At 49.9% G+C, this 16,439-nt stretch carries 15 protein-coding genes; 6 read left to right on the top strand and 9 right to left on the bottom strand.

The window, feature by feature from the left end:
• The 7 genes from rpsC to rplC form a co-directional block, all read right to left on the bottom strand.
• The coding region (rpsC, locus tag KK062_RS21580; protein WP_254086430.1) for a 30S ribosomal protein S3 at window positions 1-803 on the bottom strand (803 nt) is incomplete at its 3' end.
• Complete coding sequence (gene rplV, locus KK062_RS21575; RefSeq protein WP_262899283.1) at window positions 803-1,273, bottom strand: 50S ribosomal protein L22; 471 nt, start codon at window positions 1,271-1,273, stop codon at window positions 803-805. The genes rplV and rpsC, both read right to left, overlap by 1 nt.
• 2 nt (window positions 1,274-1,275) lie before the next feature.
• Complete coding sequence (gene rpsS / locus KK062_RS21570) at window positions 1,276-1,554, bottom strand: 30S ribosomal protein S19 (protein ID WP_254086429.1); 279 nt, start codon at window positions 1,552-1,554, stop codon at window positions 1,276-1,278.
• A complete protein-coding gene (gene rplB, locus KK062_RS21565; RefSeq protein ID WP_254086428.1) occupies window positions 1,554-2,378 on the bottom strand; it encodes a 50S ribosomal protein L2 in 825 nt (274 codons plus the stop codon). The genes rpsS and rplB overlap by 1 nt, the downstream gene beginning before the upstream one ends.
• A gap of 10 nt (window positions 2,379-2,388) precedes the next feature.
• Entirely contained in the window at window positions 2,389-2,676 is a 288-nt protein-coding gene (rplW, locus tag KK062_RS21560) for a 50S ribosomal protein L23 (protein WP_254086427.1), read from the bottom strand.
• The gene (gene rplD, locus KK062_RS21555) at window positions 2,676-3,308 is read right to left on the bottom strand and encodes a 50S ribosomal protein L4 (protein ID WP_254086426.1); all 633 of its coding nucleotides are present in this window, start codon (window positions 3,306-3,308) and stop codon (window positions 2,676-2,678) included. The genes rplW and rplD overlap by 1 nt, the downstream gene beginning before the upstream one ends.
• Window positions 3,308-3,940 (bottom strand): 50S ribosomal protein L3, encoded by a 633-nt coding sequence (gene rplC / locus KK062_RS21550; RefSeq protein ID WP_254086425.1) that lies wholly within the window; start codon window positions 3,938-3,940, stop codon window positions 3,308-3,310. Before rplC ends, rplD begins: the two co-directional genes overlap by 1 nt.
• A gap of 706 nt (window positions 3,941-4,646) precedes the next feature.
• On the opposite strand from rplC, the gene KK062_RS21545 reads away from it, so the two are divergent.
• The 3 genes from KK062_RS21545 (at window position 4,647) to KK062_RS21535 (ending at window position 7,505) form a co-directional block, all read left to right on the top strand.
• Window positions 4,647-5,657, top strand: a complete 1,011-nt coding sequence (locus KK062_RS21545) for an iron chelate uptake ABC transporter family permease subunit (protein ID WP_254086424.1) — start codon at window positions 4,647-4,649, stop codon at window positions 5,655-5,657.
• 3 nt (window positions 5,658-5,660) lie between these two features.
• Entirely contained in the window at window positions 5,661-6,641 is a 981-nt protein-coding gene (locus KK062_RS21540) for an ABC transporter ATP-binding protein (protein WP_254086423.1), read from the top strand.
• Window positions 6,642-6,731: 90 nt separating this feature from the next.
• The gene (locus KK062_RS21535; RefSeq protein ID WP_254086422.1) at window positions 6,732-7,505 is read left to right on the top strand and encodes a hypothetical protein; all 774 of its coding nucleotides are present in this window, start codon (window positions 6,732-6,734) and stop codon (window positions 7,503-7,505) included.
• Between the two features lie 4 nt (window positions 7,506-7,509).
• On the opposite strand, the gene KK062_RS21530 is transcribed toward KK062_RS21535, so the two are convergent.
• Both KK062_RS21530 and KK062_RS21525 read right to left on the bottom strand, forming a co-directional pair.
• Complete coding sequence (locus tag KK062_RS21530) at window positions 7,510-8,214, bottom strand: hypothetical protein (RefSeq protein WP_254086421.1); 705 nt, start codon at window positions 8,212-8,214, stop codon at window positions 7,510-7,512.
• A 4-nt stretch (window positions 8,215-8,218) separates the two neighbouring features.
• On the bottom strand, window positions 8,219-9,460 hold the full coding sequence (locus tag KK062_RS21525; protein ID WP_254086420.1) for an AAA family ATPase: 1,242 nt from the start codon (window positions 9,458-9,460) through the stop codon (window positions 8,219-8,221).
• Between the two features lie 574 nt (window positions 9,461-10,034).
• Here KK062_RS21525 and glgP point away from each other — a divergent pair.
• The 3 genes from glgP (at window position 10,035) to KK062_RS21510 (ending at window position 16,409) form a co-directional block, all read left to right on the top strand.
• Window positions 10,035-11,684: an alpha-glucan family phosphorylase gene (glgP, locus tag KK062_RS21520; protein WP_254086419.1), complete on the top strand. Its 1,650-nt coding sequence runs from the start codon at window positions 10,035-10,037 to the stop codon at window positions 11,682-11,684.
• A 206-nt stretch (window positions 11,685-11,890) separates the two neighbouring features.
• Entirely contained in the window at window positions 11,891-14,947 is a 3,057-nt protein-coding gene (locus tag KK062_RS21515) for a SusC/RagA family TonB-linked outer membrane protein (RefSeq protein WP_254086418.1), read from the top strand.
• Between the two features lie 19 nt (window positions 14,948-14,966).
• A complete protein-coding gene (locus KK062_RS21510) occupies window positions 14,967-16,409 on the top strand; it encodes a SusD/RagB family nutrient-binding outer membrane lipoprotein (RefSeq protein ID WP_254086417.1) in 1,443 nt (480 codons plus the stop codon).
• The last annotated feature ends 30 nt before the right edge of the window (window positions 16,410-16,439 follow it).

Below are 16,439 nucleotides of genomic sequence, written 5' to 3'. Positions count from 1 at the left end.
CCACCACCACTATCGCGACCACCGCCACGACGATCTCCACCACCGCCTCCACGACGATCACCACCACCACGGTTACCACCGCGTTCGTTGCGATCACCACGGCCACCGCCACGGTTGTCACCGCGCTGCTCACCGCCTGAGTTGCTGGCCAGACCTACGTTCGGTGACAGGTCACGCTTGCCGTAAACCTCACCCTTGAAGATCCATACCTTGATACCGATCTTACCGTATACAGTCTGTGCCTCAGAAAGAGCGTAGTCGATATCCGCACGCAGGGTGTGCAGGGGAATCCGACCTTCTTTATATTGTTCTGTACGGGCCATATCGGCACCGGCCAGACGACCTGAAGTCTTGATTTTGATGCCTTCTGCACCTACACGCATCGCTGAGGCAATCGCTTGCTTCATCGCACGCTTGTAAGAGATCCGGGCTTCGATCTGCTGGCCGATAGACTCACCTACCAGTTTCGCATCCAATTCAGGACGCTTGATCTCGTAGATATTGATCTGAACATCTTTGTTCGTGATCTTCTTCAGCTCTTCTTTGATCTTATCTACTTCGCCACCGCCTTTACCGATTACAACACCGGGACGAGCCGTGTGAATAGTCAGGGTGATGCGTTTCAACGTGCGTTCAATGACAACCTTGGCAATACCGCCTTTGGGAATACGAGCCTGAACATACTCTCTGATCTTCTGATCTTCAACCAGTTTATCAGCGAAGGTCTTGCCACCGTACCAGGCACTATCCCAGCCACGTACGATGCCTAAGCGCAGGCCTATTGGATTAATCTTCTGTCCCATTATTCCTTAGTTTCTTTGTCAGTTGTTGCCACTTCTGAGCCTTCCTTTTTGAAGCTATCCACGATCAGTGTTACGTGGTTCGAACGCTTTCTGATGCGGTGCGCACGACCTTGCGGTGCAGGGCGCAGTCTTTTCAGAATCCGGCCGCCGTCTACGAAAATATCTTTTACGTACAGGTCGGCTTCTTCCAGCTTCACGTCGGTGTGTTTCGCTTCCCAGCTAGAGATCGCGGACAACAGCAGCTTTTCAAGCTTGCCTGCACCAATTTTCGGCTCGTATTTCAGAATGTTCAGTGCCTTGTTCACGCGTACACCGCGGATCAAGTCAGCCACCAGGCGCATTTTGCGCGGAGAGGTCGGCACATTTTTCAATTTTGCTACCGAAGGGCCGTTCTTGGCGGTCTCTTTCCGGGCATCGCGTTGTTCACGCTTTAATACTGAACGTTTTGTCTTTTTCGCTACAGTTTCCATGATTACCTAGCGTTATCTTTCTTGTTTCCTGAGTGACCACGGAACGTGCGGGTCGGGGCGAATTCGCCAAGCTTGTGACCTACCATGTTCTCCGTTACATAAACAGGAATGAATTTATTTCCATTATGTACCGCGAAGGTATTGCCGATAAGATCAGGTGTAATCGTCGAGCGACGTGACCAGGTCTTGATCACAGACTTTTTACCTGACTTCTCTGCCGTCTCAACCTTCTTCATCAGACGGTTGTCGCAGTACGGACCTTTCTTAATTGAGCGTCCCATTATTTTTTCCTTCTAGATATGATTAGACGATCGGAATATTTCTTCGGAGAACGTGTCTTCTTACCTTTCGTGTAGAGACCGTTGCGTGAGCGCGGGTGACCACCAGAAGCACGACCTTCACCACCACCCATCGGGTGATCGACAGGGTTCATCGCTACTGGCCGGGTGCGGGGGCGGATACCTCTCCAGCGGCTACGACCAGCTTTACCAACACTTTCGTTCATGTGGTCAGCGTTTGAAGTAGCACCTACCGTTGCCATACATACGTCCATCACGTTACGCATTTCGCCAGAAGGCATCTTCAGCGTAGCCATACCGTTTTCACGGGCCAGCAACTGTACGAAGGTACCGGCAGAGCGGGCGATTGCACCACCTCTACCCGGCTTCAGCTCAACGTTGTGTACGATTGTACCGATGGGAATCTTTGCCAGCGGCAGCGCGTTACCAACTTCAGGAGCTACATCAGCACCCGAGACAACTTGCTGACCTGCTTTCAGGCCGTCCGGAGCAAGAATATATGTCTTAAAGCCGTCAGCATAGTAAAGCAGAGCGATACGCGCTGTACGCGTCGGATCGTACTCGATAGACTTCACCGTAGCAGGAATACCCGCCTTATTACGTTTGAAGTCTACTTCTCTTCCTTTTTGCTTGTGGCCACCACCGATGTAGCGCATGGACATTTTGCCATTGCTGTTACGTCCACCGGTCTTCTTTATCGTTTTTACCAGTGATTTCTCCGGCTTCGATGCAGTAATGTCATCGAACGAGGGCGCGAGTCTGTGTCGCGTACCGGCCGTTACTGGTTTAAGTTTCTTCAACGCCATGGCTCAAAAATTATACGTTGCTATAAAAATCTATTACTTCGCCTTGTGCAAGTGTCACGACAGCTTTCTTATAGCTGGGACGGCGACCGGAAAGAATACCTGTCTTTGTGTAGCGGGTCTTTTTCTTACCCATTACGTTCATGGTATTCACTTTCTCTACGTTCACGCCATATTGCTTTTCAACGGCCTTTTTGATCTCTACCTTATTAGCATCAGCATCCACGACAAAACCGTATTTGCCTTTCTCGTTCAGGGCAGAAACTTTCTCCGTTACCAATGGTCTCTTCAGGATACTCATTATGCTTTATTTAATAAGTTCTCAACTTTAGTAATCGAGCTCTCGACAAAGATCACGTTGTCCGCGTTCATCACATCGTATGTGTTGATCTGATCGGCTGTGGTAATTTTTGTGTTCTGGATGTTTCTGCCGGAAAGAACTACGTTCTTATTAACTTCCGGAAGTACGAGAAGCGTCTTCTTGTCTGACAGTGACAATGCTGCCAGGAGTGACAGGAATTGCTTGGTCTTCGGAGCCTCGAAAGAGAAATCTTCAAGGATAGCGATTGAGTTATCTTTCGCTTTGTATGTCAACGCTGACTTACGTGCCAGGTCTTTTACTTTCTTGTTCAGCTTGAACGAGTAGTCACGGGGTTGAGGACCGAAAATCCGTCCACCACCTTTGAACTGAGGGTTCTTGATGTTACCCGCACGAGCTCCACCGGTGCCTTTTTGCTTCTTCAGCTTTTTGCTTGAACCGGAGATTTCGTTACGCTGCTTTGATTTGTGCGTACCTTGACGTTGGTTGGCCAGATAGCTTTTTACGTCTAAGTAGATGGCGTGGTCGTTTGGCTCGATGCCGAAGACAGTCTCAGGAAGATTGATATTCTTGCTGGTCTTCTCGCCGCTGGATTTAATGACTGCTACTTCCATTATTTCTGAAGGATTACAGTTGAATTTTTAGGGCCCGGAACGGAGCCGCTGATAACGATCAGATTTTGTTCGGGAAGGATCTTTACTACCTCCAGGTTGGTCAGTTTTACCTGAGCACCACCCATACGGCCCGGAAGACGCTTGCCTTTCGGTACGCGTGATGCGAACGAGGCGTTACCCATAGAACCGGGAGCGCGCAGACGATCGTGCTGACCGTGGGTTGCACCACCGACACCACCGAAACCGTGACGCTTTACAACACCTTGAAAACCGCGGCCTTTAGATGTACCGACCGCATCGATAAAATCTCCGACAACAAAAATGTCTTGAATACGCAGCTCTTTACCGAGCTCAGCCAAGCCTTCAAACTCAGCTTTGAAATCGCGAAATTCAACTACCTCTTTTTTCGGGGTTGTACTGGCCTTTTTGAAGTGGCCAATTTCTGCTTTGGTCGAGTTTTTCTCTTTTTTCTCACCGAAAGCAAGTTGAACGGCACGATATCCGTCTGTCTCTTCATTCTTCACTTGTGTTACAACACAAGGGCCAGCCTCGATTACTGTGCATGCAATATTCTCACCCTCTGGGCCGAATATGCTAGTCATTCCTATTTTCTTTCCTATAATTCCAGGCATGGTTGAAACCGTTTTATGCTGTTTTTCAGGACTTTTTGAACTCTTGTCGCAAAAAGGACTGCAAAGATAGGAACTATAGGGGAGTTACCAAATTCACCCTTCAATATTTTTGGGGAATTTGACCCCAAGTACCGAGTTCCCATTACTGCATTCCTGCTTTGCGGGGCGGCAAAAGTACAAAAAAAGCTTGGAAAAAGAATACTAGGTGAGAATATTGTCGGACGAATGCAGCGGAGCGTCACCTGATTTTCTCAAATATCGCCATTTTTGTGGGCTGGCTGCATGGAAAAGCTCTTTTAGCCCCTAATTTATAATTTGTAATGGAGCGCTTAGTGCACTATCCCGCCAATATCCCAGTCCTTTTAGTACTGACTCATCTCTAGCTAAACTCTGACTTAACACTGGCTATACTCTGAGACATCCCCGCTTTGTGCGCGCTATCGGCAGCCATACCAAGGCCAGGGTTCACCCGTAGCATACCTATACCATACCTATACCAAAGCTATGCTTGACATATTGTAACCTTATAGTGAAGCTATTGGAATGTATGGGACGGCGCACGTGCGCAGCATGCCAGGCATACCTCTCCATATACCGTAAATACGGCTTTAGTACGGCTTATCTACGGCTTATGTACGGCTTTGATACGGGTAATCCCACCTCACCAACGGTTGACATTTACTATGTTTGCAGCCGAATCGCCCACATGAACCGCAACCGCTGGCTCCTCCTTCCGCTGCTTCTTACCCTACTTTTCGGGTTTAGCCTCTCACTGGGCAGTGTGCAGATTCCTTTTGCACAAATCCTGACCATTCTTGCCGGCGGCAATGCCACCGAGCCGGTCTGGGCAGACATTGTTTGGAATTTCCGCCTGACAAAGGCCCTCACCTGCATTTTAGCCGGCGGCGGCCTGGCCCTGGCGGGCCTGCAAATGCAAACGCTTTTCCGAAACGCCCTGGCAGGCCCCGATGTGCTGGGTCTCAGCGCCGGCGCCAGCCTCGCCGTCGCCCTGATCTTTATGGGGCAGGCCGCCGGCATCCGTCTGTTATATGAACCTTCGCCGTGGACAACCGCCCTGGTAGCCAGCGGCGGCTGCTTTGCGATAGTCATTATTATGCTCGCCATTGCCCAGCGCCTGCGCGACAACGTTTCGCTGCTACTCGTGGGCATGATGATCAGTGCCGGGGTGTCATCGATCGTTGCTATCCTTCAATTTGTGAGCAAGGCCGAGGAAATGCAGATCTATATTATATGGACCTTCGGCAGCCTGGGCAGCTTGAGCTGGCCGGAAATTGCCGTGCTCACCTTCACCCTGGCGGCCGGTACGTTGCTGGCCGTACGATCGGCCAAGGCGCTGAACGCCTGGCTGCTGGGCCAGCATTACGCGCAAAGCCTGGGGGTACCGATCAAACGCTCACGCATGATCATTATACTGTCCACGTGTATCCTGACGGGCAGTGTGACGGCTTTTTGCGGGCCGATAGGTTTTGTCGGCCTGGCGGTGCCGCATTTGGTCAAGCTATTGATCCGCACCAGTGATCATAAGATCCTCATTCCTGCGTCCATGGTGGGCGGGGCCGCCCTGATGTTATTCTGCGATGTGCTGGCGCAACTGCCGGGCAGTACGCAGGTGTTGCCCATCAATGCCGTGACTGCGTTGATTGGGGCACCCGTGGTGATCTGGGTTATTCTTCGTCATCCCCGTATGCATCCTTGATATATGTCTCCCCGCACACCGACCATAGCGCTCCAAACACACGCCCTATCCACCGGCTACAGCAATCCTGTACTGCACCTGTTGGAAAACATGTCGCTTACGCTGCACGCGGGTGAGCTCGTGTGCTTAATGGGGCCAAACGGAGTAGGCAAGTCTACGTTGATGCGCACCCTGGCCGGGTTGCAGCGTCCACTGGCCGGTAGCGTTACCCTGGAGGGAGGCGCGGGTATGCCGCCGGAGCACCAGGTGGCAGTGGTTCTGACGGAGAAGATCGCCGGCATGAACATGACAGTATACGAGCTTGTCACTTTCGGACGCTATCCGTACCTGGACTGGAACATGCGCTTACGCGAAGAAGATAAAAAGATCATTGGCCAGGCGATTGCCCAGGCACGCATCCACGGCTTTACACACAAAAAACTATATGAGCTCAGCGACGGTCAGTTACAACTGGTAATGATTGCCCGGGCACTGGCGCAAGACACCGCGGTCATCCTCCTCGACGAGCCTACGGCCCACCTCGACCTCAACAACCGCGTCGAGATCATGAAGCTGCTGAAACGCCTGGCGCGCGAAACCGGCAAAGCGATACTGGTCGCCACCCATGAGCTGGACCTGGCGCTGCAAACGGCCGATATCCTGTGGGTCGCCGGCAAAGACAAAACCCTTCTTACCGGTCTACCGGAAGACCTGGTATTGCAAGGCACCCTCGATGATATCTTTCAATTAAAAGGCTTCGACCTCAAAACGGGCCAGATATACCATACGGCCTTCCGTAACAAGACCGTGGCCCTGCACGGCGAAGGATACCTATACCGTTGGACCCGCAACGCGCTCGAGCGGAATGGCTATAACATCGCGGCGTCCGCCCCTACCGATGTTACCGTTACGGTTGAACCAGGCGACCGCCCCTCCTGGCAATTGCAAGAAGGCACCGCACAGAAAGTATACTATTCATTGAAGGAAGTACTCCAGGCGCTTTAGCAATAACTTTTTCCCGGTTTACACACATCTTTTACGAGCGTGGCACGTTATCTGTAGCATCCACAACGTTCTGAAAATAAAAAGTTATCTTTGCAAAAGTCCCTCGCTAGCCATTGTAATCAATTCAACAACATGATATCAGTTAACAAACTACCGCACCTTGCATTTTTATTTTTAGTTGTGTCACTCTCTTCCTGTGTAGACGATGAACCCAAAGCCAGTTTTATGGTCGAGCAGGATCCCGAGAACAAACCACTTTACGCCACGTTCACCAGCACCTCCAAACATGCGGAATCCCTGCGCTGGCATATTGAAGGCAACTATGTTACATCGCCAGTGCTGGAGTATCGTTTTGATGCAGCGGGCACTTATAATATTGAATTGGAAATCACCAACGAAGACGGAGAGACCGACCGTGTAACGCAACAGGTTGAAATTCCCTTCATCGATCCCTGTGGAGACTCCTGGTTGGCCAAAGACCAGGCCGTATTGGACCAGTATTTTGCCGACCATAGCCTTACCCCCCTCCGCGATGAACTCGAGCGGCAGTATGTTATTACACAAGCTGGAAACGGAAAGAAGGTAACAGACAATTATCTACAAATCGTGGACATCCGGTCTTCCTTCTACTATCTCGATGGCACCTTGGTTTATCAAGGTCCTGTCTCCTCCGATGAGTGGGGTCGTTACACACCAGAAGCCAGAGCAGCCATCAAAGCCCTTGAGGAAGGCGCTAAGGCCAACTTCTTCCTTCCCTCCTGCCGGGCTTTTGGCGCGAACAGCTTTTATGGCGTTCCCCCTTATACTCCGCTCATTCTGCAGGTTGAAATAATCCGTCTCGGAGGAATACCCTGCCAGTGCTAGCATATTAAGATCGACTTTCTGTAGGCTCCTGTTTAGCGGATTGAATGGAACCTAAAGAGTCAATAAAGATTTGAAATCCAGCGTGATACCGGGCGGATTCTTCTATATCAGTTCTTTTCCTCCAATTCTGTAAGATAGTATCGTATACTCTAACAGCATTCGTGCTATTCTTATCATTCGTTGGTAGAGTCTGAATATTTTGGCGCGAAAGTTCCTTATTCAATAGAGATATACAACTGACCGTCTTAGAGCAATGGGTCTCCTTATTTGAATAGTATATAGGCAACAACCAGCACTCAATGGTATGGACGCAAATAGCAAAAAAGATTCTGTGTCCATATTCGTGTTTAATATCAGTTTTGAATAACCCTTTAAGTTTTTCAATGACCTCCGTACAAAGTTCACTGGGACTTTTCTGCGTATTATTTAAATGAGTGTGACTAACATCAAAAGGTGAAATTTGAGATTGATCTGTATCTATCTGAATAACGAGATAATCGTTTTCAATCAGGATATCACGAATTTCTTCACGTCCACAATATTTCAGGACTTCGTTCCATCCTCCTGGGGTGTTGTTGTCTTGCCGGCCGCTAATCAATTTTGGTTGGATCTGGCGGATTTCAACATCCTCACCCTTGAAATATCTGGTGATAATATGCTTAACAATTCTGTGCTCGGACGGCCCTTCTGTGATTAAGGCAACTTTCATGACACTAGAAATTTTCAGGTAATCCGCCGATATAACCACCTAACCAAACTTCTGATAGTTTAGCAGTTCTTCCTGGCTTATCTTCGATTCTGCTGACTTTAGTATGGCCTTCATCATTTCTTCGCACAACAAATAATCGTTGGTCATTGTCGCTTAAATCAAGGCCGTCCAGTATTGCTGGATTTTGAGTGGTCACGATCACTTGCTTATTATGTTCTTTGGCCAATTTAACCAACGTCTGCGTTAAACGCATACACAACTTGGGGTTAAACGATGCGTCGATGTTATCAATCGCAAAAAATGCTGGAGTTATTTTAGAAGTAAATAGGGTAGAATAAAATAACAAAAACAAAAAACCCTCGTTGGTGCTTCTCTGATCAAAATATTGAAGAGTTGGATCAAGATAGCGATCTTTAATTTGCAGAGAAAATTCACTGCTCATTAAATTCTCAGGCAACCGAAAATCCTCATACCAATCCAATAGCAAGAGCTTCTCCTTTATGCTTCTCAGCATTTCTTGCTCTTTGGGATCTAGCGATACCTCTTTCAAATATTGAAACAGTCCCTCTCCACGGATACCCAATGGATAGATTTGGGCGGAGTCATCAAATCTACGCAAACTACTTTGTTCCGGTGAGTATATTACGAAATCAGACAATGCCTTATTGGGAAGTGTCGTAAGCATCAAATTTGCAAAATATCTGAGCAGGATATCAGCCTCCAGATTCTTGCTTGTTGCAAGATCTTTTAGTCCACCCCAAAATTGCTCTAATGCTACTCGCAAATTTTCACCTATTAATGGATCCAATGTCTTTACTCGCTCCTCCACCTCGTTGTTAAGAAAGCTGGAGACAATCGTATCAATAATTTCTGATTCCTTTACATTTTTGCTTGTTTTCGGTAAGCGTATCCATTTCTTCGAATTCTCATCATCGTTAATAAGGTCATATTCAAAAGAATTGCGTGTTTCTTCCTCAATTGTGCTGTAGTATAGTTTGATTATCTTTTTCTGTACACCCTCAAATGACGAAAACATGAATTCTGGATTTGCTGCCCTTATGCCTCGGCTTCCAAAAAATTCATAATCAAGTTTGTTGGCATTTGCCGCTGCGCCAAACGCTATAGCTTCTAAAATGTTCGACTTCCCCGATCCATTTTCTCCAATCAGAACATTAAATCGTCCCAGATTTAATTGCAAATCAACAATTGACTTAAAATTCTCTATTCGAATATTATCAATTCTCATTTCTGTAGCTGGTCTTTAGACCTATGTTTCTCTACCCTTTGTCCGCACTCTGGCTACTTCGGCCATTAAGCAAAACGGGTTAAAAATAGCCAAAATCGCAAGAAATTCCCGAATACAATACCGAGTATCCTACCAGCAAATCGGAAGATTTCCTGCTCTTTATTTGATAAATATTGTCTCTGAAAAGGATAATCATCACTTAAGGTAAAAAATAATTTATGCCTAAGCGTCGCATTTTATCCATTGGCCAGGCTCAACGACGAACTCTCAAGACGAATAACCGCTCTGTTCGTGCCTAGCGTATGGCGAAGGGTCTAAGCCATGAGATTCGTCCCACGCATGAACCTGTGCATAGATTTACGGACCTTTAGAGGATTAGGTACTTGTGGTGAATCCCCTCCACAGCGACGCGCAGAGCAGTTGACTCCCTTTCGGTTAAAATAACAATACGCCCTGGCAGACAAATCAATCGTTTGCAGCGACTGCGTGTAAGGTCCCACCCAAAATTCCTGAAACTGTATGCCTCAGGTTTTATTAGTTTGTCGTTTCTACACCTAATAGAAGCATACCACCCATGATCAAATTGACCGATTTATTCCCATATGCCTTTGACGAGCGGTACCAAAAGCCCGTCGCGTACTTCTCCATGGAGTTTGCCGTAGATCAGCCCCTGAAGATTTATAGCGGCGGTCTCGGCTTCCTGGCCGGTTCGCACCTGCGCAGCGGTTATGAGCTAAAGCAAAACATGATTGGCATCGGCATCCTGTGGAAGAAAGGCTATTACGACCAGGAACGCAACCAGGATCAAACCCTGCGCGCGAACTTCCGCGATAAAGATTATCACTTCCTGACCGATACGCACATCGTGTTCCCCATCATCATACACGGTGCGCGGGTGTACGTAAAAGCTTACCTGCTCAAGCCGGAGGTATTCAACACGGTGCCGTTGTTTTTGTTAACCACCGACATTCCTGAGAACGACTACCTGGCCCAAACGATCAGCCACCGTCTCTACGATCCTAACGAAACGACCCGTATTGCGCAGTCCATTTTACTGGGCATCGGCGGCGCCAAGCTGCTGGACGTACTGGAGCGCGAGACCGAAATCTACCACATGAACGAAGGCCATGCACTGCCCTTGTGTTTCTACCTGCTCGACAAATACAAGAACCTGCAAGAGGTGCGAAAGCGCGTTGTCTTTACCACGCACACGCCCGAGAAAGCCGGCAACGAGGAGCACAGCGTGCCGCTGCTCAACAGCATGAGCTTCTTCAACGGCCTCACGCAAAAGCAAGTGGATGAGTATGTACAGCCGGAGAACGGTGTATTAAATTATACGCTTACGGCGTTACGCCTGGCCCGTCGCGCCAACGGCGTATCGCAACTGCACGGCGAAGTATCGCGCAAGATGTGGGGCGACTACGGCAGCATCTGCGAGATCACCGCCATCACCAACGCCCAGAACAAAACGTACTGGAGCGATCCGGCGATGGACAAGGCCCTGACCGAGGGAAACGACCAGGCGTTGATTGCGCGTAAAAAGGAATTGAAGTATAAGCTCTTCCGCACCGTGGCGAACCAAACCGGCAAGCTCTTCAACGAAAATGTATTGACGATGGTGTGGGCCCGTCGCTTCGCAGCGTACAAACGCGCCAACCTACTGCTGGCGGACTATAATCGCTTCCTGCGCATTGTCCAAAACACGAAATATCCCATACAGATTATCTGGGCCGGCAAGCCTTACCCGGAGGACTACAATGCCATCAACATCTTCAACGAAATATACTGGAAGACCAAAGATATGCCCAACTGCACGGTGGTAACAGGCTACGAGCTTTGGTTATCGGGGCACTTAAAGAAAGGCTCTGACCTTTGGCTTAACAACCCACGCCTGTATCATGAGGCTTCCGGCACGTCGGGTATGACGGCTGCCATGAATGGTTCGATTAACCTCTCGATACCGGACGGTTGGGTGCCTGAGTTTGCGCAGCATGGCAAGAATGCGTTTATCATTCCGCCGGCAAATGATTTGCTGACAGCGGAGTCGAAGGATAAGCTCGAGGGAAATGCGTTGCTAGATCTTTTGGAACACGAGATTATTCCGATGTATTATGAGCAGCCGGCGAAGTGGCGGGGCATTATGAAGGCCAGTATGAGTGGGGTGTCTACGATGTTTGATTCGGGACGCATGGCGGATGAATATTATACGAAGCTGTATAGCTAAGTCATTTAAGGACTATACATACGGGTTGCTATGTTCGCATGGCAACCCTTTTTTATTTCTATTGATTTCCCTAAAACGTTTTCTGCCCTGACGTTGTGAAATATGTTGTGGAAGTGCTTCTACACATCTTGCTATTTATACACCGTAGGCATTAACTTTCATAAGGACCTGTGTCCAAACCCTTCATTAACCTAAATCTTATGAGCATGAAAAGACTGCTACTGCTAGCAGGCATCCTTGCGATTATATTCTATTCGCCTGTGTATGCCCAGACAACCACCATCACTGGTACGGTCACAGATGTTGAAAACGGAGGCGCCATGCCTGGCGTCAACGTCTCGTTAAAGGGAACAACCCGAGGAACGATTACGGATGCCGCGGGTGCTTTCTCCCTTGACGTTCCACCCGATGCTATTTTAACTATCAGCTTTATTGGCTACAAGAGTCAGGAAGTTGCTGTTGGCAGCAATACAACGCTTGCTATACAGCTTGCTGTGGATGTAACGGCATTGTCGGAAGTCGTCGTTACGGCCCTTGGTGTCAAGCAGGAGAAGCGCGCGTTGGGATATGCGTCGCAGGAGGTAAAAGGCGCCGAGCTCGCCAATACACGTCCGACGAATATTGTCACCGCACTTCAGGGTAAGGTGGCGGGTGTGCGGATCCAGAATTCTGGTGGCGCACCGGGGGCTGGCACCAGCATTCTGATACGCGGTATCACGTCGATGACCTCGGGGCAAAATAATCAACCGCTCTTTGTTATCGACGGCGTGCCGATGAGCAACCAGACAGTAGCCGCCAACGTGCTGCCGAGCTCCGGCTCGGTGGCAACGACCAGCACGGAGCAATACTCGTTTAGCAACCGTGCGATCGATATTAATCCGGACGATATCGAATCGCTCAACGTCTTGAAAGGTCCCGCGGCCACAGCGTTGTATGGTTTGCGTGCTTCCAACGGTGTTGTTATGATTACTACGAAACGAGGAAAGGCGGGTAAGCCGCAGATCTCGTATACAGGTTCTGTAGGCTGGGATGAGGTCAATAAAACGCCGGGTATTCAGCGTGCGTACCGTGAAGGCGCATCCGGTGTCAGACGCATTGGTGTGCCCGGTGCAGGAACGCCGTTTCAAACGTTCGGGCCGCCGGTGACCGAAGACGACGTGCTTTACGACAACTTCAAGAATTTCTTTCAAACTGGCAAGCGCTTCAGCAACAACCTGAGTGTTTCCGGTGGAAACGACAAGGCCAGTTATTTCACCTCTGTTTCGCACCTGAAACAAGAAGGTATTGTACCGAACTCAGACTGGTCACGCACATCCGTCCGCTTTAGCGGCAATACTACCATGTCAGACCGACTGACGCTGCGGGGCGGGGCAACGTATACCAACTCCGGTGGATTGCGGCCACAGGGGGGTGACAAGTCTATCATGAGCGCGCTCAACTATCACACTACCTCCGTTGACGTCAACGACTATATCAATCCTGACGGCTCGATTAAAAGTTATGCGGGCACAACCATCGACAACCCGCGTTACCTGGCTGAATTCAGCACGATGGAGGACGATGTAAACCGCATCATTACGTACGCCGGCGCCAACGTGAAGATCCTTGACTGGCTGGAAGCTGACTATCAGCTGGGGCTGGATTATTACGGAGACCAGCGTGTGCGCATTGCGCCGGTCGGTCTTGACATCTCTACGGCCGCGGGTGGATTTATGGTCGAAGAGCGGCTTCTTTATCGTGAGATCAACTCGAACTTTTTACTTACGGCGCGCCACTCCTTCAGCGAAGATCTCAAAGGATCGATCATGGTTGGGAACAATGTTCTTGACATTCACTCCAATCAACTGAATGTACGAGGTGAGAAGTTTGGCTTGAAAGGGTTTTACGACCTTACCAATACCGCGAATAAATTTACCACTGAAGGCGATGTCGTGCAGCGGCTTGTCGGTGTCTTCGGTGATGCCAAGCTGGAGTATAAAAGCATGTTGTATGTCAGCATCACGGGGCGTAACGACTGGACTTCCACACTGCCCGTACAGAACCGTTCTTTCTTCTATCCATCGATTAGTGCCGGCTATGTCTTTACAGAGTCATTGGGATTGAGCACCAATCCCACATTCAACTACGGTAAGATTCGTGCTTCCTGGGCGGAAGTGGGAAAAGATGCGCAAGCTTATCAGATCGGTCAGTATTATCAACTGGCGCTCGGGTTCCCCTTCAATGGGGTTAATGGTTTCCGTGAAAGCACAACGTACGGTTCTGAAAACCTTCAGCCGGAAAGAACCCGCTCACTTGAATTAGGAACGGAGCTGAAGTTTTTCAATAACCGTCTTTCACTCGACGCTACCTACTACCGGGCCATGAGCTCCAATCAAATTACAGACATACCGGTCAGTTACACCTCTGGCCTGGCGTTATACGTCACGAACGCTGGCAAAATACGCAACCAGGGTGTCGAGCTTTTGCTGACCGGAACCCCGGTGCGCTCGGGTAATTTTAGTTGGGACGTTTCACTAAACTGGTCTGCCAACCGGAATAAGATCGTCACGATGCCCGACGGTATCAATGAGATCATGTTCATGGACGATCGCATTGCCAATAAGTTTGTCCAGGGCGGCTCGATTGCCGATCTCTATGGCCGGCCGTATCGCCAAAACGACCAGGGCGAGCTGATCCTCGATGCTGATGGTTATCCTGCTTTTACCGACACCTATGTAAAAGTAGGAAATGCCCTGCCCGACTGGATGGGCGGCCTGACGAATACGATAAGCTGGAAAGGCCTGTCGCTGTCGTTCCTGGTCGAAGTACGTGAAGGAGGTGATGCCTATGACACCGGCATGCGCAACCGCATACGCAACGGTGTAGACGAGCGCACCGTACCGCGCAACGTCGATGTGGTCTTCCAGGGCGTCAACGCCGATGGCTCGCCCAACACCCGGTCGGTGCGCATCGATGGCGATACGTATTACCGGGTGGCTGCACGCTATGCCGATGTCTCGGAGGTACTTCTTCAAGAGGCTTCGTGGCTGCGTCTGCGCAGTGCCTCCTTTTCGTATACGTTCGGCAGAAGCGTGCTTGCCAATACGCCGCTTAACTCGCTTACACTGTCGGCTGCCGGCAACAACCTGCTGCTGTTCACCCCTTTCAAGGGCTTTGACCCCGAGGGTAGTTCCTACGGTTCGGGAAGCAATTTGCTTGGTTACACGGGCCTGAACATCCCCATGACCCGCAGCCTGACCTTTACTGTAAGTGCCAATTTCTGACCTCTAACCATCAATCTATATGATGCATAACATTGCCCTAAAAATAAGCAGCGCGCTGGCGGTCATTATTCTTCTCACTGCCTGCGACAACTACCTCGATACGAACATCGATCCGAACCGTGCCCAAACAGTCACGTTGGAGGCGCTGCTGGCGCCCTGTATCGACGCCACCAGTAACAACCATTACCTGGCAGCCTTTACTACGGGCCAGTTCACGCAGCACCTGGCGTCGTATTTCCCCGGGGGAACCGATTCCTACGAGGAGACCCGTATGGCCACTACGTGGGTAGGAATCTACCTGACAGCCCTCACCAACCTGGATGTTTTGGTTGACCAGGCAGAAGAGCAGAGCTCGCCGCACTACGCAGGCATTGGCAAGATTCTGCAAGCCATCAATCTTGGTATAGCAACCGATACCTGGGGAGATGTACCTTTCTCCGATGCCTTTCAGGGAGAGAATGGCCTGACACCTGACTATGACAGCCAGGAACAGATCTATCAAACCATCCATACATTGCTCGACGAGGCCATTACCGACCTGCAACAACCCACGTCGCTTTTCAAACCTGCGGCCGACGATCTCATCTTTGCCGGGAAGCTTGTAAACTGGGTAAAAGTGGCCTATACATTAAAAGCCCGCTATGCCATGCACCTGACTAACCGCGATCAGAACGCGGCCGTGTCGACAGTCCTTGCGGCACTTCCGCTGGGCATCAGCGCACCGACAGAAGATCTCCAACTAACATACAACACCGTTAACCGCAATCCCTGGTATAACAATGTATCGTCGCCCATCACCACCGGAAACTTTACCGTGGGACCATCGGAACAGATCATTAGCCTGATGAACGGCACCTATTACGACGTGATCGACCCCCGTCTCCCGAAAATGTTCGACAATCAGGGCGCTGCCGCCTATAGCGGACTGACCAACGGGTTGGCCACCGGCGGTAATAGCCGGCTGAGCGTCAACACCTGGTACGCGGCACAGACGGCGCCGCTGCTGATGGTTACGCTGATCGAAGCCAGGTTTCTCGAAGCCGAAGCACGCTTTCTGCAAAACGGCGGTACAACCACCTCTGTTGGCACCACGCAGGAAGCGTATGATGCCTATATCGCCGGCATTACCGCTCACTTCGCCAAGCTGGGACTCGACCCCGCCGCTTACCTCGCCAATACCGACGAGGTTGCTGTCGGCAAGGACAATCTTACACTCGAGCTGATCTTAAAAGAGAAATACATTGCCATGTTCCTGAACCCTGAGGCGTGGGTCGACGTGCGGCGTTATCAATACAACAATACGTTATACAGGGGTATGGAGCTACCGGGCAATTACAACAACAATCTCAATAACCAGTTTGTCCGCCGCGTACTATACCCCTTTGACGAGATCAACCGCAACAGCGCATCCGTCACGCCGCATATCAAGACCATGGAAATAAAAATGTGGTGGGAAGAATAATTTATCGACACACGATTAAACGCACTCAAT

It is taken from the genome of Dawidia cretensis, assembly GCF_018598175.1.
Lineage (GTDB): Bacteria > Bacteroidota > Bacteroidia > Cytophagales > Cyclobacteriaceae > Ohtaekwangia > Ohtaekwangia cretensis.
The sequence above is the reverse complement of the archived record's forward strand: the minus strand, read 5'-3'. Positions and strand labels throughout refer to the sequence as shown.